This window comes from Nostoc sp. NOS(2021) (genome assembly GCF_017115025.1).
In the GTDB taxonomy this organism is placed as follows: domain Bacteria; phylum Cyanobacteriota; class Cyanobacteriia; order Cyanobacteriales; family Nostocaceae; genus Nostoc.
Window position 1 is genome coordinate 1 of the sequence record NZ_JABXKM010000218.1, and the last position, 23,445, is coordinate 23,445.

Annotated in this window: 18 protein-coding genes and 1 pseudogene; 7 read left to right on the forward strand and 12 right to left on the reverse strand. The window is 43.4% G+C overall.

Features of this window, described 5'->3' with window-relative positions; genetic code table 11:
- Positions 1-165: 165 nt before the first annotated feature.
- The 4 genes from HWQ41_RS23310 to HWQ41_RS23325 form a co-directional block, all read right to left on the reverse strand.
- On the reverse strand, positions 166-1,170 hold the full coding sequence (locus HWQ41_RS23310; protein ID WP_292768190.1) for a transaldolase: 1,005 nt from the start codon (positions 1,168-1,170) through the stop codon (positions 166-168).
- Positions 1,171-1,319: 149 nt separating this feature from the next.
- Positions 1,320-2,750, reverse strand: a complete 1,431-nt coding sequence (gene pyk, locus HWQ41_RS23315; RefSeq protein ID WP_292768191.1) for a pyruvate kinase — start codon at positions 2,748-2,750, stop codon at positions 1,320-1,322.
- Between the two features lie 223 nt (positions 2,751-2,973).
- Positions 2,974-4,017, reverse strand: coding sequence for a type I glyceraldehyde-3-phosphate dehydrogenase (gene gap, locus HWQ41_RS23320; RefSeq protein ID WP_292768194.1), 1,044 nt, complete (start codon positions 4,015-4,017; stop codon positions 2,974-2,976).
- A 258-nt stretch (positions 4,018-4,275) separates the two neighbouring features.
- Entirely contained in the window at positions 4,276-5,319 is a 1,044-nt protein-coding gene (locus tag HWQ41_RS23325; protein ID WP_292768197.1) for a DUF2891 domain-containing protein, read from the reverse strand.
- 41 nt (positions 5,320-5,360) lie between these two features.
- Between HWQ41_RS23325 and HWQ41_RS23330 the strand changes: the two genes are divergently transcribed.
- Positions 5,361-5,624 (forward strand): hypothetical protein, encoded by a 264-nt coding sequence (locus tag HWQ41_RS23330; protein WP_292768200.1) that lies wholly within the window; start codon positions 5,361-5,363, stop codon positions 5,622-5,624.
- A gap of 308 nt (positions 5,625-5,932) precedes the next feature.
- Entirely contained in the window at positions 5,933-7,729 is a 1,797-nt protein-coding gene (locus HWQ41_RS23335) for a hypothetical protein (protein ID WP_292768203.1), read from the forward strand.
- Between the two features lie 336 nt (positions 7,730-8,065).
- Here the strand turns inward: HWQ41_RS23335 and HWQ41_RS23340 are convergent, their stop codons facing one another.
- From HWQ41_RS23340 to HWQ41_RS23355, 4 genes are all read right to left on the reverse strand, one after another.
- Entirely contained in the window at positions 8,066-9,664 is a 1,599-nt protein-coding gene (locus HWQ41_RS23340) for a B12-binding domain-containing radical SAM protein (RefSeq protein ID WP_292768206.1), read from the reverse strand.
- Between the two features lie 633 nt (positions 9,665-10,297).
- Positions 10,298-11,698 (reverse strand): AtzE family amidohydrolase, encoded by a 1,401-nt coding sequence (locus tag HWQ41_RS23345; protein WP_292768208.1) that lies wholly within the window; start codon positions 11,696-11,698, stop codon positions 10,298-10,300.
- A 9-nt stretch (positions 11,699-11,707) separates the two neighbouring features.
- A complete protein-coding gene (locus HWQ41_RS23350) occupies positions 11,708-12,322 on the reverse strand; it encodes a DUF4328 domain-containing protein (protein WP_292768210.1) in 615 nt (204 codons plus the stop codon).
- Positions 12,323-12,410: 88 nt separating this feature from the next.
- On the reverse strand, positions 12,411-12,599 hold the full coding sequence (locus HWQ41_RS23355) for a DUF4089 domain-containing protein (RefSeq protein ID WP_292768212.1): 189 nt from the start codon (positions 12,597-12,599) through the stop codon (positions 12,411-12,413).
- 252 nt (positions 12,600-12,851) lie between these two features.
- On the opposite strand from HWQ41_RS23355, the gene HWQ41_RS23360 reads away from it, so the two are divergent.
- The 3 genes from HWQ41_RS23360 to HWQ41_RS23370 all read left to right on the forward strand — a co-directional run bounded on the left by HWQ41_RS23360 (position 12,852) and on the right by HWQ41_RS23370 (position 16,463).
- A complete protein-coding gene (locus HWQ41_RS23360) occupies positions 12,852-13,133 on the forward strand; it encodes a glutaredoxin family protein (RefSeq protein ID WP_292768215.1) in 282 nt (93 codons plus the stop codon).
- 53 nt (positions 13,134-13,186) lie between these two features.
- Positions 13,187-14,689 carry a UDP-N-acetylmuramoyl-L-alanyl-D-glutamate--2,6-diaminopimelate ligase gene (locus tag HWQ41_RS23365; RefSeq protein ID WP_292768217.1) on the forward strand — a complete coding sequence of 501 codons (1,503 nt, stop codon included), beginning with the start codon at positions 13,187-13,189 and terminating at the stop codon, positions 14,687-14,689.
- Positions 14,690-14,909: 220 nt separating this feature from the next.
- Complete coding sequence (locus HWQ41_RS23370) at positions 14,910-16,463, forward strand: DICT sensory domain-containing protein (protein WP_292768220.1); 1,554 nt, start codon at positions 14,910-14,912, stop codon at positions 16,461-16,463.
- A gap of 25 nt (positions 16,464-16,488) precedes the next feature.
- Here HWQ41_RS23370 and HWQ41_RS23375 read toward each other — a convergent pair whose 3' ends face one another.
- From HWQ41_RS23375 to HWQ41_RS23385, 3 genes are all read right to left on the reverse strand, one after another.
- Positions 16,489-17,967 (reverse strand): HAMP domain-containing sensor histidine kinase, encoded by a 1,479-nt coding sequence (locus HWQ41_RS23375; protein ID WP_292768222.1) that lies wholly within the window; start codon positions 17,965-17,967, stop codon positions 16,489-16,491.
- A 62-nt stretch (positions 17,968-18,029) separates the two neighbouring features.
- Positions 18,030-18,218 (reverse strand): hypothetical protein, encoded by a 189-nt coding sequence (locus HWQ41_RS23380; RefSeq protein ID WP_292768225.1) that lies wholly within the window; start codon positions 18,216-18,218, stop codon positions 18,030-18,032.
- Between the two features lie 108 nt (positions 18,219-18,326).
- A complete protein-coding gene (locus tag HWQ41_RS23385) occupies positions 18,327-20,039 on the reverse strand; it encodes an ATP-binding protein (RefSeq protein WP_292768228.1) in 1,713 nt (570 codons plus the stop codon).
- 536 nt (positions 20,040-20,575) lie between these two features.
- On the opposite strand from HWQ41_RS23385, the gene HWQ41_RS23390 reads away from it, so the two are divergent.
- Positions 20,576-21,394 (forward strand): SDR family oxidoreductase, encoded by an 819-nt coding sequence (locus tag HWQ41_RS23390; protein WP_292768230.1) that lies wholly within the window; start codon positions 20,576-20,578, stop codon positions 21,392-21,394.
- Between the two features lie 104 nt (positions 21,395-21,498).
- Positions 21,499-22,734, forward strand: coding sequence for a transposase (locus HWQ41_RS23395; protein ID WP_292768233.1), 1,236 nt, complete (start codon positions 21,499-21,501; stop codon positions 22,732-22,734).
- A gap of 374 nt (positions 22,735-23,108) precedes the next feature.
- Here HWQ41_RS23395 and HWQ41_RS23400 read toward each other — a convergent pair.
- A pseudogene (locus tag HWQ41_RS23400) lies at positions 23,109-23,201 on the reverse strand (dienelactone hydrolase family protein); the annotation flags it as partial.
- Positions 23,202-23,445 lie beyond the last annotated feature (244 nt).

Sequence of the window (23,445 nt, forward strand, 5' to 3'; positions counted from 1 at the left end):
CCCTAACCCCCTCCCCGCTCTTCGAGAGGGGGCTATGATGTACCTCATGTGATTAGGAAACGCTATAAGGGAATACCAAAAAATCAATTATCCATAACCTGGCTTTACGTTACGGCTTTAGCCTAACGCACCCTACTGCTTGGATATTTTTTTAATTGGAAGTCCCTAATGGCTTGCTACTACCTCTGTTTCCAGGCGAACTAGTCGGTCTGCCAAAAGTTTCTCAAGGTCTTCTAATGCCTTGGTGAAACCTTTGATGCCCTCGTCTAGTTTGTCAGTTGCCATGCGGTCAGCAGCGTGTAATTTGTCATAGGTAGCTTTGTCAACGGATATCTTTTCAATTTCCAAGTTTGCTACCTTAGCAGGGTCGAGTTTGCGTGGCAGTTCTCCAATCGTTGCGTGCAATTCACCCAAAAGTGCGGGGGAAATTGTCAACAAATCACTACCTGCAAGTTCAGTAATTTCACCAATGTTACGGAAGCTAGCTCCCATAATTTCGGTTTTATAGCCGAATTTCTTGTAGTAGTTGTAGATTTTGGTGACAGACAAAACTCCTGGGTCTTCGGCTGCTGGGTAGCTATCGCGTCCAGTATCTTTTTTGTGCCAGTCGAGAATCCGACCGACGAAGGGAGAAATTAGAGTGACACCAGCATCGGCACAGGCGATCGCTTGATGCAGACCGAACAACAAGGTAAGGTTACAGTGAATACCTTCTTTCTCCAGAATTTCCGCAGCGCGAATACCTTCCCAGGTGGAGGCAATTTTAATCAAAACGCGATCGCAGCCAATTCCCGCGGCCTTATACTGAGCAATTAATTCCCGTGCCTTAGTCAGGGTAGCTTCAGTATCGTAGGACAAGCGAGCGTCCACTTCCGTAGACACGCGACCGGGAATAATTTGTAAAATCTTTAATCCAAAGGCAACTGCCAAACTGTCAAAAGCTAGAGAAACTATCTGTGTTTGGGTGGCTCCGGCTCCAGCATCTTTCTTGGCCTGGAGTAAAGTTTGATCGACAATTCCCTGATATTCCGGCATCTGCGCCGCAGCAGTAATCAGAGAAGGATTGGTGGTGGCGTCTTGGGGTTTGAACTTTTCAATTGCCTGAATATCCCCTGTATCTGAGACCACAACAGTCATTTTCCGCAATTGTTCCAGTAAATTCTTAGACATAAAATACTCCGTGATGTTTGTTTAGGATTTACTTAATTCCCCAGTTCTTTACACTCTTTACTGTTCCTTCAATTCTGATTCTGACAATTTTTCGGAATCATTGCCTAAGTTTGCTTACTATCCACAGCCACAGCCCTATTCTAGGTGGGTTATGCCGAAATTGGCTGTCCAATGGAATGCACTTTGATTAAACTAGTTGTTCCTGATTTACCAATTGGAACACCAGAGGTAATTACCACCTTATCGCCTTTATTCGCTAGACCCATGTCTACAACCGTGTTCACCACATTGGTAAACATCTCTTCGGCATTGTGGACTGGTGGGATCAGCAAAGCTTCCACACCCCAAGAAAGCGCTAGCTGGCGATAAGCGGTGATGTCAGAGGTGAGGGCAATAATGGGAGAAGTTGGCCGATATTTAGACACCATTCTCGCCGTATTCCCTGATGAAGTGTTACAGAGAATTGCTCGTGAGCCTGTTTCATAGGCGATGCGACACACCGATTCTGCTACGGATTCGGTAACGCTGAGGCTACCTGCTTCATGACACCAGGAATGTTTGCTACCCTCATCTAGAGCTTGTTCTGTTCGCACGGCGATATTGTGCATCATCTGGACGGCGGCGATGGGATATTGTCCAACAGCCGTTTCACCAGAAAGCATTACCGCATCTGTTCCATCTAAGATGGAGTTGGCAACATCGGTTGCTTCGGCGCGGGTGGGGTCAGGGGCGCTAATCATGGACTCTAGCATTTGGGTGGCTGTAATCACCGGCTTGCCAGCACGATTGCAACGGCGAATAATATCTTTTTGAATTAGGGGTACTTCGTGAATTGGCACTTCCACCCCTAAATCGCCACGGGCAATCATAATTGCATCGGCAACCTGCAAAATGGAATCAAAATTCTCTACGGCCTCTGCTCTTTCGATTTTGGCAATTAAACGGATGGAAGCACCAGCTGCTTCAATCATCCTTCGGGCGGGTTCTAAATCTTGTGGCGATCGCACGAAGGACACTGCTACCCAGTCTACACCCAACTGAATCCCAAAGCGCAGATCCAGCAAGTCTTTTTCGGTGATCGAACTCACAGGTAAAGGAGTTTGTGGCAGGTTTACTCCCTTGTGTGTGGAAATTAACCCGCCAATTTTCACTTCTGCCCGAATGCGATCGGCATCGCGATCGGTAACAATCAACTTAACACGACCATCATTAATCAAAATTGGTTCGCCTGGTCGCATCATTGCGAATAAAGTCGGCAATGGTAGAGGTAGCTCGTCGATACTCTCACCCTTTTGTTGCAAAACAAAGGTAACTTCACTACCAGCTTCCAGATTTAACCCTTCTGGTGGTAAAATTCCTAAGCGAATCTTGGGGCCACACAGGTCTTGCATAATTGCGATCGGCTTTTGCTGCTCAGTACTAATTTGCCTGAGATACTGAGCCGTTTGGGCGTGGAATTCATAGGCTCCGTGGGAGAAATTCAGCCGCGCCACATTCATTCCAGCTTCTACTAAGGCTTGCAGCTTTTCAGGCGCAGATGAAGCCGGCCCAACAGTACAAATGATTTTGGTTCGACGCATAGGGATTGGGGGTTGAGGAATAACCTGCAAATTTGAATGCTTTGAGCGATCGCGCCAAGCATCCAAATTCACATGTGCTTCATATCACTGGTTTGCTAAAAAAGTTACTTTATTTAGTCTTGCTTTCAGGGTATTTACCATCCCAAATCCCAAAAGTCAAAAGTCAAAAGTCAAAAGCTAATGACTAATGACCAATGACTAATGACCAATGACTAATGACCAATCAAACCACAGCCGCTGTCGGTGCGAGTTTTTCCTTTTGTGACATAGACAACATCAGGTCAATCACGCGATTCGAGTAGCCCCACTCGTTGTCATACCAAGCAATTACCTTGAAAAAGTTGGAGTTCAACTCAATCCCAGCACCTGCGTCGAAGATACTGGAATGGGTATCGCCTTGAAAATCTGTGGAAACTACTTCTTCATCTGTGTAGCCCAGGATACCCACTAGTGAACCTGCGGCAGCCTCCTTCATGGCAGCACAGATTTCCTTATAACTAGTAGCTTTGGCAGTTTTGAAAGTTAAATCAACTACAGAGACATCGGGAGTCGGAACTCGTAATGCCATACCAGTTAACCTGCCCTTCAATTCTGGTAAAACCAGTGCAACGGCTTTAGCTGCGCCTGTAGAGGAGGGAATAATATTCTGAGTTGCACCTCGACCACCCCGCCAGTCCTTCTTGCTGGGGCCGTCTACAGTTGGCTGGGTGGCAGTCATGGCATGAACTGTGGTCATCAACCCTTCGGTCAACCCAAAGTTGTCATTGATCACCTTAGCGATCGGAGCTAGACAGTTTGTAGTGCAGCTAGCATTGGAGACAATTATATCTTTGCTGGGGTCAAATAAGTGATGATTTACACCCATTAGTAGGGTAGGAACTGTATCTGGGTCTTTGGTGGGAGCGGAAATTATCACTCGCTTTGCACCTGCTTTCAGGTGGTTTGCCGCCCCTTCATAGCCAGTGAAGAGTCCCGTAGATTCCACGACATAATCTGCACCTAATTGTCCCCAAGGTAACTCTGCGGGATTCCTCACAGACACACAAGGAATGAAGCGCCCGTCAACGAGGATGCCATCTTCCTTAGCTTCAACCTTGAGCTTTAATTTACCGTGGGTTGAATCGTACTTTAATAGATAAGCGAGGTTATCTGGTGGTACTAAGTCGTTAATGCCGACAAACTCAATGTTGGGGTTATCGATGCCAGCGCGAAGCACAAGTCGCCCGATTCGACCGAAGCCATTGATACCAACTTTTAATTTAGTCAAAATTAAACCTCCCGTTGTGGAAAGTTGAACAAAAGGAGAAAGTTAAAAGTCAAAATAGATTGCCTTTTACTCTTTACTCTTTGATCCTGACAGTCTCAGTCGGTTAAGCCATGTTTACTTGGCATCTTTTAAGGATTGGGGAATTGGGCATTGGGAATTGGGCATTGGGCATTGGGCATTGGGCATGGGGCATTGGGCATTGGGAATTGGGAAAACCCCGATTTAAACAGTTTTGATACATTATTAGATCCAGACTGTTCAAATAATTTGCTTTTGCAACCCACGATTAGTTAAGAGGTAAACAGCAAAAGTTCCTAGCCAGTGACTAGCTGCATAATGTTCAGTGACAACATTTGCTAGTCCATTGTGACGATGGTGAACGGCAGCAGAGCGAAGTGTTTCTATGCGGCGATCGCTATTTGCTAATCTAGAGATGATCCCCTCAAGCATCCAAGCACGACTGAGATTAAGACCATAGAAGTGGGATTGCATATAATCTTGAGGATTATCTACTATGTTCGGTTCTAACCAATTTGCTGAATTCTCAATCGGTATTTGGGGAAGAAAATCGGTCAGCCAGTCAGTGAAAGCTGTTGTTGGGAGGATTCGCCGCATGAGGTCTGCTTCAGCAAGTCCAGGAGAGACAAAATCGTAGCCAAGCGGCTCAAATTGTAACGAGTAATTGCGATCGCTAAGATAGAATTGCCGTGCTTTGTTCTCCACTAACTGAGTGAAGTCAGTATTTTCGGTAATCCTTGCCCAATCTAGCATCAAACCAAATGCAAAAGCTGTTTGGCTATGCATCCCGGTGCGATTTGGAAGTTTTAGTTTGTCAATCCAACGGTGTAAATTAGCTGCAATCAACTTTTCTAGCGGTTCCAATACAAGCCGCCATTCTTTCGCTTGAGGATGATTCCACTCGTGAAGTTCCGCAGCCAGTTGCAGAAGCCATGCCACACCGTAAGGAAATTCATAAAAGGGTAGCCGTTGAAAATGGGCAATCTCTCCTTGAATCTTCTCAGGTGTTAGGCTCTGATCAAGTGCTTGCTTTGACGCGGCATTGAAAGAGGCTTCAGGAAAGTGACGCATCAGACGTACCAGCAACCAGTGACCATGTACGGCTGAATGCCAATCTAAGCAGCCATAAAAAGCAGGAGTCAATTTACGCGGTGGTTTTATATCCTCGTCGCTATCAGCCCAATACAGATTACTGTTGGGATACTCCCGCGCGATACAATCCAGCACTAATTGAGCAAATTGTGCCGCGATCGTTTCATTAATCTCCAAATTATCGGCTGGCATGGTCACTTAGTACAGTTTTGCGTAAAAGTGTAGCGTTTTTAATGCAGAGGAACGCATTAACATTGTATTGGGATGCGTTGGCATTGCAGGGGGATGCATTAACATTGCATCGGGACGCATTGGCATTGCAAGGGAACGCATTAACATTGTATTGTGATGCATTGGCATTGCAAGGGGATGCATTAACATTGCATCGGGACGCATTAACATTGTATTGCGATGCATTGGCATTGCAAGGTATTGCCATCAAGACAACCAAAAGTTTCAAACGAAAAATTATACACGTTAAATGTGGAACCGCTTAACACAGCGATCGCTAATTTGCTTACCAGATATGATTTTGATCATTTAGTCTCAATTATTCTTTGTCCAAAATCATAAAAAAGCGTTAAGCAGTAATTAAGAAACAGCAAAAGATATAAAGCTGTAAACCAGTGTGAGAGAAGAGTGTAGAGTAGATGCAACCGCGCTGCTTTCTTGAGCGGCATTAGATTAAGGAAAAGTTTTACGTATACTTTGTATATAAATAGCAACTAATCTAAATTCTACTGGACATTCCACTTTGTAATAAGTAATACTAATATTTAAATATGTCATAAACAACATAATGACTATGCAAAGTAATTTTATTGACCTGGACGAATTAATAGTTATGTGTCGGGATAAACGAGCAAAACAATTAATTCAAGAAGCCGTGGCTTGTTACCGAGCAGGTGCTTATCGATCTTGCATTGTGGCAACGTGGAATGCAGTGGTTTTTGAGTTTTTACATAAATTAAGAGAACTGGATCTTTTTGGAAATGGAGAAGCTGCCAACCTCTTAAAGGATTTTGAAAAGATTAGTTCAGAAGCAAAAGTCAAAGAGTTATGGCAATTTGAGTCCAGCATTCCCAATTGGGCAATCGAAAAATTTGAACTTATTTCTCCAGTTGAGCAGTCAGACATTCAAAGGCTATTTGAGGATCGAAGTCGATGCGCTCACCCATCAATGACTTCATTAGAAGAACCTTTTGAAGCAACCGCAGAATTAGCTCGTTATCATTTGAGAAGCGCTGTTACACACTTGTTGCAACGTCCACCAGTTCAAGGACGAGCTGCGAAAGAACGAATTTTCCAAGATATTAAGTCAGAATACTTTCCTATTGAAGTAGAATTAGCAGTTCAGTATTTCCAAAAAAGTCTGTTAGCCCGTGCACGTCCTACCTTAATTAAAGATATCGTCCGTGGCTTAACGATTGACTTATTAATTGACAATCGCCCAATTGATGAACGAACACGTCAATTTTGTGCGCTGAATGCTGTACTAAAGCTATATTCAAAACAAGCTGGAGAAATACTTAACGATGGGCTTTCTGATATTATTCTTAATAAAGTAACGGATGAAAAATGGGATAAAGTAATTATTTACTTAAGTACTATTAGCGCTTGGGAATATCTTAATGAGCCGTGCCAATTAAAAGCAAAAAAATTTATTGAAAAGCTTAATATTTTTGATGAAAATAAATGGGGCGCCCGTTTATCAGCAGAAAATTTAGATATTTTAGTTAAAAGTTGGTATGTTAGTTTCTTGACCGAAGTTGTAGTTAGTAAGTTTCAGATTTCAGTAAGTCATATTTTATCGGCTAAAGTACTTTGTGAAGACAAAGTATTTATAGAAAAGGTTCTCGATCCGATTCTTAAAGATTCTTTGCCCCAAGCGGATTTAAATGAATTACTTAGAATGACAAAAAATGCTGATCAGCTATTGAGTGTAGCCATTCAACCTTGCCTTCAAGAAGCTATTCAAGCTGCTCCAATAGAGACTCTAGTTTATCAAATATTAAAGACTGCAACAGATACAGATATGCCACTTATTCAGATGATTGAATCTAGTCTAAGAGAAAAAATCACCTATGCTTCTTTAGAAGAGTTACTTGAAGCAAATGCAAGATATAAATCCATTGATGAAATAAATTATGAAATAATGGAGTTATTTAAGGGTTCAATTATAAAATTAATTAGTACAGTCACTTTTGATGACTTGTTAAAAGAATATAATTATTGGAATGAAATTCCAGATGAAATTTTAGAGCCGATATTAAAAGAGAATATTACAACCATTGTCCAAAAATTTATTGAATCTCATTCTTTCAGTAATGCTGCAAATAATGCAAAATTGCTTATCAGAGTAATAGAGTTTCTCGATCCAACTCAGTGGCAGTATATTTTAAAGGCATTTTGTGACAATAGTCAGATACATGGTTCTTATGCCTGTCCAGGAATCTTTATTGAGCTTTTTAATAAATCCTTAAAATCTACTGGAGCAATAGCACCATATTGGTTATCGTTTCGGCAAGAACTTGATAATAATAAAAATCTTAAATATATTGATACAAACTCACTCAAGCATTTAATTGACTCTTCTGGATAAGTTCATGAAGAAGCTTTTGATGACAAGGATAAACCAGATATTCCTTGTAATTATGCCGGGGGTAGATTAATCAATATTAATCCTGTGGAAGTTAGCAGACGCAAAGTTTTAAATTCGCAATGTAACCAGAAATTCGCAATGTAACCAAATGGAGATTTTGACCACTTCCCAATGGCGAATAAGGTAACGCGAAACCTAACTCCCCATTCCCTTGCCTACAAGGGAATGGGGAGAATTCAATGCCTCTCTCCTTGCAGGAGAGAGGAATGTAAGTGAGGATTTCCAGATTAGAGTAAAAAGTCAGGTCTTAACCCAAGCGTATTGTGATATGAGTTATTATTTTAAGCTTCCTAACACTTCCATCACTTCTGCTTCCGGTTTTACCCTAGCTTCTGCTTCCAGAAATCCAGCTACTTGAGCCTCAATTTCATCCCGAACAATCTGGCGATACTCCAAGAAATGCTCAATTTGGGCACAAACAGCTAAGTAGCTACTCACCCCACCCGGATTATGCTGATACATGCTCCACAAATTGCGCCAGAATTGCCAGCGCGTCTGACGACGTACACCCTGCCGCCAACAAATCACCAGCAACGCCCGGAGTACTTTCCAGTTCAATGGTTTCTTGGCAGCTTTGCCCTTTTTCGGATAGGTTGCTTCCCCCAAAAGACGGAAGTGTTTGTATGTACGCTCCAAAAACCGCTCTGGCTCATACAAATCCCAGAACGCTTGCACATATTCGTGGGCGATGTCTTCTAACGGTCGAGTTGGGACAAAATTCATCAACGTGGTTTGGTTGATGTTGGCTGATTTGTTGCGGAGTCGTCCTTCCTTTTCTAATCTATGCCAGAGGGCTGTATCTGGAAGCGCTTGCAGCATACTAAATAAGGCTGTGGGAATTGCTGTTTGCTCGACAAACTTGACAATTCGTGCGCCTGCTCCTATCTTCTCACCATCAAACCCAATGATAAAGCCTGCCATGACTCGCAGCCCTGAGCGGGTAATCTTATGCACCGCTTCACTGAGCGAGTCTCTGGTATTCTGGTATTTCTGAGTGAAAGTGAGACTTTCTTCGTCTGGGGTTTCAATTCCCAGAAAAACGGCTCCAAAATTACACACTACCATCAAATCCATCAGTTCTTGGTCTTGAGCTAAATCAACTGAAGCCTCTGTAGCAAAGGAAAAGGGATAATTATGTTTCACCATCCAGGGCAGAAGGGACTTCAAAAATAATTTGACATTCCGCTTATTACCGATGAAATTGTCATCCACCATAAAAATACTGCGCCGCCAACCCAGTTTGTAGAGATAATTAAGTTCTGCTAATAATTGATCTGGGTCTTTAGTGCGAGGTTTGCGACCGTAGAGTACAATAATGTCGCAGAATTCACACTGAAAGGGACATCCACGGGAAAATTGCACCGACATCTCCGCATAGGCTTCAAATTCTAGCAAGTCAAAGCGAGGAATCGGAGTATTGGTGACATCTGGTTTTACACCATCAGAGCGAAAAATGCCTGTGCGATCGCCCTGTGCGATCGCTGCTACAAATAAAGGTAGGGTGATTTCCCCCTCGTCTAATATCAAGTAGTCTGCCCCAGCGGATGTCATTTCATTCGGTAGCGCTGTCGGGAACGGCCCACCCACAGCAACCCGCTTACCTCTCTGCTTTGCTTCCAATATCTGAGAGAGCAAATCCTCTTTTTGCACAATCATCGCCGACATAATAACCAAATCTGCCCAAGCCCATTCCGCTTCTGTACAGACGCGAACATTTCGATCTACTAGCTTGAATTCCCATTCTTGGGGTAAAATCGCGGCTACAGTTACTAAGCCTAAAGGCGGTAGCATTGCTTTACGGTCTAATAAAGCCAGTGTTTTTTCAAAAGACCAAAAACTTTTTGGAAAACGGGGATATAGAAGTAAAACGTTCATATTCGATGCTTATAACCCTTGATGTTTGCTGCTACTTGAGTTAACGTCAAACTAAACCAGTCTGACAACAGATTAGAGGAGCTTCTGTATACAGTAGTTGTAACCTCTACTATGACTTATTTAGACAAAGCAATATCTTGTCAGGGCGATTATTACTGTTTTCAGACCAGAGAGTAGCTCAAAATTGCTCAATGAATAGACCTCTTGCAAAAGTCAAAAAATCAGGAATGTCATTCTGTTCGTGCAGCGTTCCCACAGGGTAAGGAACGCAGTGTACAAGAAGAATCTCACAGATGTTTTGTTCCGCTCAACATGAGAATTTAAGCATTTATGCAAGAGGTCTAATGTGAGGAGTTCAATCGCAATTTCGGGAAATCCTCAAACATTTATGGGTAAATGATTTAGCCGGAAAGACCAGGACTTGTAGGATGGATCTAACGTCTGTTCTTTTTATGAATTGGCAAATTGGCAACTCTGAGAAAAATAACTGTGTTATTTTCAATACTATACAAGGTGTATTTGCACTTTCAAGCTATTTAGACGGGCTGCAACCCGTCTTTATTTATCGCCAGACCCTTTTAAATCTCGTTTCCAGCCTCAGAGGATGTTTGAAAAGTCCTATTCTCCGTAGCTTTAGTTGAGAGCGTTGAAAATTACTGGTGCTGAAACTATACCTTTTGCCTCTAACGCAGCCGCAACCCGTAAAATTAACGCTTCATTATATGGTGCTGCGATCAATTGCACACCTAAAGGTAATGCATTTTGGCGCTGAATTGGTACTGATAAAACGGGTAAACCAATAAAAGATAATGGTTGAGTAAATAGCCCTAAATGAGGACGGACAAGAATTTCTTCGCCATCCAAAATCATGGTTTGTTGACCAATTAGCGGTGCGGAAATTGGTGTAGTTGGAGCAAGGATTACATCGACATTTTGGAAGACTTCCCGAACGCGATCGCGATACCATTTTCTAAACCGTTGTGCTTGGAGATACCAGCTACTAGGAATTAACGCCCCAGCCAAAAAGCGATCGCGTGTTGCTGCATCAAAATCTTGGGGACGACATTGCAGTTTTCCCAAATGCAGATTTGCGCCCTCACTAGCTGTAATCACAAAAGCTGCTGCACGGGCGCGGTGTGCTTCTGGTATGGTTACGTATGCAGTGACATCTAAAGCATCAGCTACTTTTTGGACTGCTGCTAAAGCTTCTGCTTCTGCGCCTTTGGTGAAATAATCAGCTGCAATTACAATTCTGATCTCAGAAATATCTTGTTTAAGTTGTGGTAAACATAATTCAGGCGGACGCTTTGTACAAATTGGATCGCGATCGTCTTCTCCCTGAAGCACATCAAACACTGTGGCGATATCCTGCACCGAACGCGCAAAAGATCCAATGTGGTCAAAACTGCTAGAAAATAAAGCTACTCCAGCACGAGATAAGCGTCCATAAGTTGGCTTCAAACCAAAAACCCCACACAACGCCGCCGGAACGCGAATAGAACCATTAGTATCAGAACCCATCGTCAGGGGTACTAACCCAGCAGCAACAGCCGCCGCCGAACCACCCGACGAACCACCAGCAACTCGCTGTAAATCATGGGGGTTGTGAGTCGCACCGTAATGGGAGTTTTCCGTCACAAACCCATAGGCGTACTCATCCATATTCAAAGCGCCAACCAGCACAGCACCCGCTTGTTTCAGCTTCGCTACTGCTGTTGCATCTTGGTTAGCTGCTGGATTTTCTGCATTGATTTTCGACCCCGCCAGAGTCGTTAAACCAGCGATATCGAAGAGATTTTTCACCGCAAAAGGCACACCAGCCAGCATTCCAGGATTATTACCTTGGGCAATTTCGGTGTCAATGCGGGCTGCATCTGTTAAAGCTGTTTCAGCAGTCACAGCCGTAAAACAATTGAGTTGATTATCCCGCGCGGCGATTCGGGCGATCGCATTCTGAGTAACTTCCACCGCGCTAACTTTACCTTCGCGCACAGCAGTTGATATTGTTATGGCATCGGCTGAATCAAAATTCATGCTGGAATATTAGGAGATAGCGCGTTTAGCTTTTTGAGTAATAGCAGTCTGCATAGTTTTTGCTAGCTGTAGCAAAACAGCTGTAAAACCTAAATCTAAAATACAAGATAATAAAAACCAAAAGGGCAGAAATTTATCTTGAGGATTTTTAGCAGCGATACGATTCACAAAGTTTGACCCCATCATAAAAACATATAGCGGCGTTATTAACGATCGCACTTGTTCACTCAAACGTGTGAAATCATCACCTTCCACTTTAAATCGATCAGCAAAAGTAGACAAGGTGTTGGCTATTCCCCAAAGACTATATATAGGAATTAGAAATCGTGCGATCGCACCTCCTGGCGTAATCGGATATTCCTTGAAGAGATTCCTTAAATCGGCATGGAGACGATATAGCCAAATCAAAAAAACAATGATTGAAGTTAAATTGAACAGTGAGGTAACTATTGATATCAGTGCATCAAGAGAAGCAAGTAGCTGATAAAGTGGCTGTGCTATGACTTGCAACAAAGATAATAGCGTAGAAGCAATACCAAATCCTAGCAACACCCAAAGCAACCGCACCAACAATCTACCGACACCCGCAGACTTCAATGAACTAGCAGCATTGAAATTATTCATCTGATTTTACAAGGTATAGTCGGCTAATATCTTAGTATTATTGGTTATATTGCAACTCGGTAAAATTACTAAAGCATCAACATAGCTATTATGGTTCAAAAACTGGTGCAACTTCAATATCCTCTGGTAGAGGGAAAGAATTTACAAGATTAGCGATCGCCCTAATTCTCTCAAAATTTGCCACCACACCATCACGATACTCATCTCTTAACTCCAAATCCAACAACAACGCCATTTGATCAACATACTCACCCAGATTAAAATCTTCTCTTCTCATCTCTCTGCGTCCTCTGCGTCTCTGCGGTAGCCTGCGGCAAGCCGAAGCGTCTACGTTATTCTAAACTTATAACTTCCTGACTTTTCAATGCATCTGGAAAACCTCTCTCTAAATCTCTCTCCTAAAAGGAGAGAGACTTTGAATTTTCCCCCCTTCCCGCGTCGGGAAGGGGGTTAGGGGGTTAGGTTTTTGGTGGATTTTTCCACATAACGTGAAAAGTCAGATAAGTTCTTACGCCAACTAAAATAAACAATGCAATTAATTTTATACAGTAAACCCGGCTGTCATTTATGTGAAGGCTTGCAAGAAAAGCTAGAACAAATCCAAAATATCAGTTTCGAGTTGGAAATTAGGGATATTACGACTCGTGATGATTGGTTTGCTGCGTATGAGTATGAGGTGCCAGTAATTTATTTATCGAACCGCAGAGGCGCAGAGGGCGCAGAGGGGAGTGAGAAATTATTGCCACGTCCTTCTCCTCGTGCTACTGTGCAGCAGTTAGAGCAAATGTTGCGTAAGTATTTAGCCAATTAGAAAAAAATAATGCAGAATAAGCGCAAGATTAAGAATGTGGCGAGGTTCACAAAATGAAATTGCGGGAATTACTAACGGCGGTAGATAGTGTTGAGCAATTGCCTAGCCATCCGACTTTTGAGGATGTGGAAGTTAGGGGTTTGAAGACAAATTCCCATGCTTGTATTGTGGGAGATTTGTTTATTGGGATGCCAGGAACGCGGGTTGATGGTGGGGAATTTTGGCAAAGTGCGATCGCATCTGGTGCTGTAGCTGCGATCGTCTCTCCCGAAGCTGCACAAAAAAATCCTCCCACAAATCAGGCTGTGGTGATCAGTGCAAGTAACATAACTCAAGCTTGTGCCCAGATAGCCAGTGCTTTTTACGGTTATCCTGGGCGAAAACTCAAGCTGGTAGGTGTGACTGGTACAAATGGCAAAACTACAACTACTCATCTAATAGAATTTCTGCTGTTCAAAGCTCATCTAGCTACAGCTTTGATGGGAACTCTGTACACTCGTTGGGCAGGTTTTGAGCAAACTGCTGCCCACACTACGCCCTTTGCGGTGGAACTGCAACAGCAGCTAGCTGAGGCTGTAAAGGCTGGTAGTGAGTTTGGGGTGATGGAAGTAAGTTCTCACGCTTTGGCCCAAGGTAGAGTGTTGGGTTGTGAATTTGAGGTGGCGGTATTTAGTAATCTTACCCAAGACCATCTCGACTATCACAGCGATATGGAAGATTACTTTACTGCCAAAGCGTTGTTGTTTAGCCCTGATTATCTCAAGGGACGGGCAATAATTAATGCTGATGATTCCTTTGGCAAAAGGTTAATTTCCTCGTTAGATTCTAAACGGGTTTGGAGTTACAGTGTCAACGACAACAGCGCTGATTTATGGATGAGTGATTTAAATTATCAGCCGAATGGTGTCAGTGGGACATTACATACACCAAAGGGTGACGTAGCTTTTCGATCGCCCCTAGTCGGACAATATAATTTAGAAAATCTTCTTGCAGCCGTCGGAGCAGTTTTACACTTAGGGCTAGATTTACAATTGCTCGTATCTGTGATACCTGAGTTTCCAGGAGTTCCCGGACGGATGGAACGGGTACAGATTATTCCTGAACAAGACATTAGCGTGATTGTGGATTATGCCCACACACCCGATAGTTTAGAAAATTTGCTGAAAGCGGCACGTCCGTTTATACCTGGGAAGGTGATTTGCGTGTTTGGTTGTGGAGGCGATCGCGATCGCACTAAGCGCCCAAAAATGGGTAAAATTGCTGCTCAGTTAGCTGATGTAGCGGTGGTGACATCGGATAATCCCCGGACTGAAGACCCAGAAAAGATTTTGAAAGATATTTTGGCGGGAATTCCTGACACAGTGCAGCCAACTGTAATTTGCGATCGCGCGATCGCAATTCGTACCGCTATTTTACAAGCACAACCCGGTGATGGAGTCTTGCTTGCTGGTAAAGGTCACGAAGATTATCAAATTCTTGGTACTGAAAAAATCCATTTTGACGACCGAGAACACGCACGCGACGCTTTACACCAAAGACTGAATATACAACCTTAATTTGGGCATTGGGCATTGAAAAGAGGCAGAGGGGCAGGGTGCAGAGGGGAAAACTATTCTCCCTTGCTCCCCGCTCCCCTGCTTCTTCCCCATTCCCTTATGGGTGCAGTTTTTAACTAGTCCATATTTATTTCCGTGGGGATTTTGTAAAAAATGCACGCATAAAGGTGAAAATCGAAGACAGAATTATTTCTTGCTTCATCCTTGTTGTGCTTGACTCATGAATGTATCTCTGGCTAAGGATCTGTCTGTTTATCAACTGGTTATGGGAGTGCAAGTGCCTCCTAAACCATTGTCCCTCAGTCCTGCTACTCTGCTATCGCTGCTAAGAGCGCAAATTGACTTACTAATTGAGCAGCAAATTGCAGCCACTTTATGGGTGAAGCTACCACCAGATAAAATTTGGCAATCAGAATTAGTGCGTTATCAATCCTCGGTAGGTGCGTCTAGTTTCATTTATACTTGCCAGATTCAGGAGAGGCGCAAAGGGGGAGAGCAGGGAGCAGAGGAAGAAAATACTTTCTTGTCTCCCTCATCCCCCTCATCCTCTCATCATGTCTCTATTCACCTCCCACCAGATAGCCAACTGCGACGGGAAAACTTTCTGATGGTGTTATCGCCCCAGTTTTGCAGTTTAATTTTGGCTTATCGACCACTTAAAAAACGCAAAAATCAGACATCGGGGAAGGTATCAGCGAAGGTAAATACTAATAAAAACCAGCCGTTGCTGATTATAACTACTGTTGAGGGGAGAATAATTCAGCAAGTATTAGATGGTATCCAAAAAGCGGTGTCTGACGACAAGCCCTTCGGGTTCGGGGGGTCCCAATCGACGCCAAGCGCCAAGACTGCGACCCCCTCACCGCTGGGCGTCTACGCGCCGGAATCATCCCCAATTTTACCTGCTAGTTTTATTTGTCCAACTGCGCCCCAAGCCGCACTTATGAATCAACTGTTGGCAAAACAACTCCTGCGACAAGATGAAATTAATCATCAAATCATCACAGTACGTACCACTAAGTTGCAGCAGCAAAATCAAGAACTGCACAACAAAGAGAAACTCAAAGATGAATACCTGAAAAATGTGTGTCAGGAATTGCGTACACCCTTGACGCATATGAAGACAGCACTTTCGTTATTGAATTCCCCTAATCTTAAACCCCCCCAGCGACAACGTTATTTACAGATGTTAAATACCCAGTGCGATCAGCAAAATTCCCTGATCACTGGTTTGTTGGAACTGGTGCAGCTAGAACAGAATTTGGAGGGGACAACTTTGGAGTTGGTGCGTCCCTCAGATATTGTACCTGGAGTAGTCAGTACCTACCAACCTTTAGCCCAAGAAAAAGGGATTATCTTAGCCTACTCAGTACCTACTGAACTCCCATCTGTTTGGTGCGTGAGTGGTGGGCTGAGGCAAATTGTGATAAATATGCTGCATAACAGCATTAAATTTACTCCTAATGGGGGTCAAGTATGGGTGCGTGCCCGTATTCAAGGCGATTATGTCCAATTAGAATTCCGCGACACAGGTATCGGTATTGCCGAAAACGAAATTCCCAAAATCTTTGATCGGTTTTATCGTGTGCGGACAGCCGCAACTGAAGATTATGGTGGTGCTGGGTTGGGGTTAACAATTGTACAGCAATTGCTGCTGCGCTGTGGCGGATCTATTTCTGTAAAAAGTAAATTAGCTGAAGGTTCCACATTTACAGTGCAACTGGCAAGTATTGGCGATACCCCAAGAGCGATCGCTACAGAAAATGAGTTATGAATTATGAATTATGCATTTTTAACTCCTAACTCTTAACTCCCGGCTTCTGCTTGCTAACTTCTAAAGGCAGGAAAATTGTCAAAACTTCCCCATAGTGTGGACGCTGGCGCACAATCAGTTTGCCACCGATCGCCTGAAACAAATGCTTGGTTGCGGCGATATTCAAACTAATCGTACCCGTTTCTGGTTGGAACATCAGCAATTGACCAAGCGCTTTACGAATTGGTGGCGTTGCAGGTGTGGCGGCTTTATTGGAATCTTTGCACCCGAATTGGGGCGACAATTGTAACTTCAGTTGATCGCCAGCCGGGATAACTTGTACTTGAATATGGCTACCAGCGGGTAAGCTGCGAGTGAAATTCTCCATCAAACCAGTGAGTACCTGATCCAGCATCGTGGGATTACTCACCACTGTTGGTAGTTGCTGGGGTAAAATAACATTTAAAGTTAAGTTCCGCCGATGCGCTGCTTGTTCCCAACGGGGAATGCTCTGCTGCAACACTTGATCTAAAGACATCGGCGTGAGTTGAGTTTTTGAGGGTTTTGCTGAGGCAGTAGTTTCCAGTTCTGCTGCCTTAAACAGCAACTCCATCCGGTCAATTTGCTCGGTACACTCGTGATCGATAATTTTTAAGCGATTGATCACGCCAGCATCTAAGTCTTGCCGCTTCAGCAGCAGACGAGTCATGGTGCGAATAGTTGTTAAAGGTGTGCGGACTTCGTGAGCGAAGGCTTGGAGCAATTCTACATCAGGATTTGGGCATTGGGGATTGGGCATTGGGCATGGGTTATTCTCCTTGTCCTCCTTGTCCCCAGTCCCTAGTAAAGAGTCCCTAGTCTCTTCTGGTTCTGTTAATTCCTGAAGCAACAACTGGCTAAACTCAATCATGATGCGGTAATCTGGTGCTACCGGAGAATACTGTTCTACTAATGCGTCCAAGCGGGCGAAAAATTCTGGATTAGCCAGCATTACCCTTGATCCTAGCGATCGCCAAGCCTGCTGCACTACTTCTGGCTCAAAAGAAAATGAAAAGGTTTTTTTACCGTTTTTGTGGTTTGCTAAAACTAGCACTAATCTAAATTTATCTGTAAAAACTAAACAAAACTGTTCTGTCCCTAGCGGATCGGCAGCTAGTAAGGGAAGTACCGATTCATGGGGAGCAATTTCTTCATTTACAGATGCGTTGGCATAGCCCAACTCAGGCATCGCACCTGGCATCTGAAATGGCATCAGCGCCAAGGGATTAAATGGTTTTGCTGTAAAAGTTACTGTTTGTAAGCTTTGAGTCAGTTTTGGCTGACTAAATAAGGGTGCTGGTGCAGCTAAAACTAATCCTTGGGTTGTGGCAGGTGAAAGATTTGCTAAAGTATTTAATAGCAAATGTTCTGTCGCTGCTAGGCTGACACGCCACTGCCGTTCTGCTTTAGCAGGTGAACATTCAGCTACACTTGATTGATTTTCAGCCAAGATTTCGCTCAGACTTGGCAATATCCATTTGTACACAGGTTTTCACCCCTTAATTCAAGAGCGACTAACAGCGTCTAGGGTAGACATTTCACTACTACCTAAGAGGTTATAGCTATTTGTGTACTGATGACAGTGGTAGAACCGAACAATTCGGGCGCAATTTCCCCTCTAAGTGCGATCGCACTTAGCTCGACTTGATCCATTTTTTTCGCAATGCGATCGCTATCGCTGAAACCTTTGTGGGACGGTAGTTTTACTTTTTTAACTTCATCGATAATCTGTGACATGGAAAAAGTATTTGCCAAAAAGCCAGGGTTTTTGCCGGATAAAGAAAACCGAGTTGTTAATTTTGGATAAAGTCGAGCTTAGTGGCTGAAAAACACTCGCGCTGACTTTTACCGATGGGTATTGCGATCGCTGATTGATAATTGTGCTGATTTCACTGCTCGAATCGGGATTGTAATTACAAACTCTGCACCCTGTCCCAGTGATGAAATGCATTGCAAAGATCCACCATGCTTTTCAGTAATTATCTGGTAGCTAATCGATAATCCCATACCAGTCCCCTTACCAACTTGTTTAGTAGTGAAAAAAGGGTCAAATAGACGCGACTGGATTTCTTCTGGAATTCCTGCTCCATTATCCGCAATCCGAATGACGACATTTTCATTTACCTGTTCAGAAGAAATGCGAATCAAGGGATTTGGACAAAGTTCTTTTTGGAAACACTCTTCTAAAGCATCGATTGCATTTGCCAAGAGGTTCATAAAAACCTGATTCAGTTGCCCTGCAAAACAGTGAATCTTAGGCATTTCACCATACTCTTTGACCACATTGATCTGAGGGCGATTATTTTGTACCTTAAGACGGTGTTGCAATATTAATAGGGTACTGTCGATTCCTTCATGCAGATCAACCGTTTTGAACTCAGCTTCATCCAAACGAGAAAAGATTCGTAGACTGAGAACAATTTCACGGATGCGTTTAGCCCCCATCTTCATTGAGGTTAACATCTTAGGCAAATCTTCTATTAGGTACTCAATATCGGCCACTTTGTTAGCATTCTGAATTTCTGGCTCTGGGTTGGGGTAATATTTCTGATAAAGCTTAATTAACAGCAGCATCTGTTGAGTGTAATCATCAGTGTACTGGAGGTTGCCATAGATGAAATTAACCGGATTGTTGATTTCATGGGCAACTCCCGCCACTAGTTGACCCAAACTCGACATTTTTTCAGATTGAATTAATTGGATTTGGGTTTTTTGCAGGTCTTTGAGAACCTGTTGAAGTTCTGCTTCTGCCTGCTGCCGCTCGGCAATCTCGTCTCGTAATTGTTCGTTGGCATTGACCAACTCATCTCTGGAATGTTGTAGATCGTCCGCCATTTTGTTGAACGAGGTAGCTAACTCGCCAATCTCATCTTGGGAGCGAATACTAACTCTAGTAGCCAGCTTACCTTCAGCCAGATTTACCACAGCTTGCTGGAGTTGTTTAATCGGTTTTGAGATGCTTCTGGAGAGCAGATAACCTACTGCTAATGCAAATATGCCACATCCCAAACTAATAACCGACGTGACAACAATATTTTTATGGGCTATTGCTAGCGCGGCTTTGTAAAGCGGTGTATATTCCAGAATTACTGCACCAATCGTTTCACCCTTGCTAGTCTTAAAAGCAACAGCAATCAATAGAATCCCCTTTGGGTACTCAGAACTAGTCTCAATATATGTTCTTGGTATGCCATCGTGAATAGTTTGACCAACTTCATTATTGCGATCGTGATCTAATCGCGTACCGATGTCTTCGGGAACTACATCTGCCAAAATGATTTTATTGCGGTCTACAATCTCCAGATCACGCTGACGTTGCTTATGTAGTGCTTGAACTTCCTCTCGCAAATGGGCTACCATCTCCTCTCGCGATCGCATTTCGTGGTATTCAAACTCATGACTTACGAAATATCCCAGTAGTCCCGCAACTTCTTCAGCCTCTTGTTGAGCAAGATACTTAGCCATCTTCAATTGTTGATGAGCACTAATCGCACCAATCGTTCCTGAGAGAGTAACCATTCCTAGAATACCCGAAATTAATTTTTGACTAATTTTCATTCCTTGCTCGAAACCTCAAGTGCTTGCTACTGTGCTGATTTAGTTTTAGGGAGTTTGCCCTGATCCTAAAATTCCCAGTTGTCAGCCTGTAAGCTACAGAGTCAACAGCCATTAGCAAAATCTTTAATCTGGGCCAATTTTGGCGATGCCTACGGCTGGCTACGCCTACGCATTTTTTTTAGTAGATTAGCAATATAGCAGTTCTCGCTGGGATGCAAGATATGGTAGGGGCACAGCATTGCTCATACGTGTCAACTTAACGTGAAAGTTAGTCTAGAAGCAGCTTTTAGAGATTATCTCGTTCCCAGTCTCCGACTGGGAATGCATTCCGAGAGGCTCCGCCTCAAGACTTGCGGCAGAGCCGCTATGAGATGCATTTCCAGCCTCTGGCTGGAAACGAGGTTTTAAAAGGCTTTCACCTTAAGTTGACACTAATGAGCATTGCTGTGCCCCTACGAGTGGGACGCCAGTTCGCCCAAGTCGGGAGACCCGCCCACGCGACTGAGAACCGCTATAGACTATCTCAAAGGTACTTTATGACTTCTTTTGAAACGTCAGTTGAAAATTTGGTACTAGTTGCTGGTGCTACTGGTGGAGTAGGGCAACTGGTGGTAGGCAAACTGCTGGAAAAGGGTTTGAAAGTTCGTGTCCTGACACGCAATCCCGCAAAAGCTGAAGAGATGTTTAACCAGAGAGTGGAAATTGCCGTTGGTGACATCCGCGAGCCAGCTACACTGCCAGCCGCAACGCCAGATATCACCCACATCATAAGTTGTACCGGAACCACCGCCTTTCCCTCTGCACGATGGGAGTTTGACCAACCCCCAAACTTGATTGAATGGGGAATCACTTTCCTTAACCCCAAATCTAGTCAAGCAAAAGCAAAGAATAGTCCGGCAAAGGTCGATGCCCAAGGTGTCAGCAACCTAGTGGCAGCAGCACCCCGGAATTTGCAGCGGTTCGTTTTCGTCTCTTCCTGCGGAATTCTCCGTAAAAATCAGTTTCCTTTTAGTATTCTTAATGCTTTTGGCGTGTTGGATGCCAAACAAAAGGGCGAGGAGTCCATTATTAATTCAGGATTACCCTACACCATTATCCGCCCAGGACGCTTGATTGACGGCCCCTATACCTCCTACGACCTCAATACCCTCCTCAAGGCAAAAACAGGGGGTAAATCCGGTGTGGTCGTAGGCACTGGGGATACACTTTCAGGTGATGCCAGCCGGATTGACGTAGCAAATGCTTGTGTGGAATGCCTTTTTCACCCAAGTAGTTCTAGGAAAATTTTTGAAATAATCAACCAGGGACAAAGACCGCCTGTGATTGACTGGGAAACTCTTTTCTCCTCGCATTAATCATAAATTTTACCGAAAAATTGGGTTTAAAGCCCCGTGCTTCTAGCACGGCTTTTATTATATTGTATTATTTTATCTGCAATATTCCATGATAAAATATAGAAATGATAGTAAGAGAAGCCAAGCTACTAAACGGAACTAAGGAGCAATATCAAGCTCTTGATGATGCCATTCGCGCTGCCCAGTTTATTAGAAATAAAGCGGTTCGTTATTGGATGGATAATCAAGGGGTTAGTAAAAGTGACTTATACAACCTGTGCAAAGACTTAGCGTCTGAATTTGACTTTGCTTTGAAGTTAAACTCAGCAGCGCGTCAAGCCAGTGCCGAAAGAGCTTGGGCTGCTATCTCAAGTTTCTACAAGCGTTGTAAAAAGCAGGAGAAAAAGAAAGGTTATCCCAAGTTTAAAAAGCATTGTCGTTCAGTAGAGTACAAAGTATCGGGCTGGAAACTATCTGATGACTGCACCCGTATTACTTTCACGGATGGATTTAAAGTTGGTTCTTTATCTGTATTCTGTAATTCATCCACACGAGAAGACCTCCTAACACTTAAAATCAACCGCGTTCGTGTAGTAAGAAAAGCGGATGGGTATTATGCCCAATTCTGTTTTGATGCTGACCGCAAGGAGACAGGGGTATATACAGGCAAGGTTGTTGGGTTGGACTTGGGGTTAAAATATTTCACCAAAGACCAAAATGACAATGCTGTAATTTATCCTCAATTTTTGAGAAAGTCAGAACGGAGACTTAAGAAAGCTCAGAAGCGGTTGAGTAAAAAGTATGTTTTAGGCAAAAAACCTCAGTCAATCAATTATCACTCTTGCCGGAAACAATTAGGTAGAGTTCATCTAAAAATCACTAGACAGCGTAAAGATTGGGCTATAAAGCAAGCCCGATGCGTGGTTCACTCTAACGATGTGATTGTCTATGAGGATTTGAAGATTGCGAACATGGTCAAAAATCACCATTTGGCTAAGTCGATTTCTGACGCTAGTTGGTATCAGTTCACTCAATGGTTAGAATACTACGGGAAAATCTGGGATAAAGCAGTAGTCGCGGTATCGCCTAACTATACATCTCAGGACTGTAGCCATTGTGGACATAGAGTAAAAAAGTCACTCAGCACCCGAACTCATTCATGTTCATCCTGTGGGGTTGAAATATGCCGCGATACAAATGCGGCGATTAATATCCTGAAGAAAGGAATGAAAATGTTGGGTATGGAGTGGCAAAACAGTACTTCTGGGCAAGAAGAATCTGCATCGAAAGATGGAAAGCATGGGGAGAAGACCGCCAATACTATTGATGGGAAACTTGATATAGCAAGCGGATTTCTGTGAACCATGAATTAGAATCCTCGTGCGTTTACGCCGAGGAGTATGTCAACTCCTTCCCATTTATCCCCAACAACTTTTGGTTGCAGGAGAATATCACCAGCGACAGCTACCAAGTGATCATCCGTCAGATTTGCTCATTTCTGTGAAAATATCTGCGCTCTTGAGACTGGGATATTCTCAATACTGCTCGGTTAAGAATATTCGTAGGTTGGGTTGAGGCTTTGCGTTACCCAACCTACACATTTTTATTTTTTAGGCAAAACCTACGCAGTATTGGGGATATTCCTATTCGCCAGGGTAAACTCAGGCGTAGCACGCGGCGGTTAATTGCCAGACTGGCAACAATACCTAAAGTGAAAGTAGTTATAGCAGTTGCCAATACTTGGGTAACTTCCTGCTGCTTTGGGAGCCGCTACATAAACACGCATTAAGCTGTCATCTATTCTCAACTCGATATTGCGTTTAGTGATTTGTACTGTTTATCTTTGCGTCATAACTGCTTTTATTATTTCTCTTCTCCTTAGAACTGAGCAGTAATCTGGGAACAATTCAATAAATGACCAGCAGCGCTCGATTTCCCATATTCTGATTTTAAGTTTTCCCGTAGCAGTGGCTTTTCTAATTACCTGAAGATGCGATCGCCAGCCACTAGAAACTAAAAGTTAATTTCCCGACTAGGGCCTGTTTTAAAACTGTTCGGTGGCGCTTAAACCT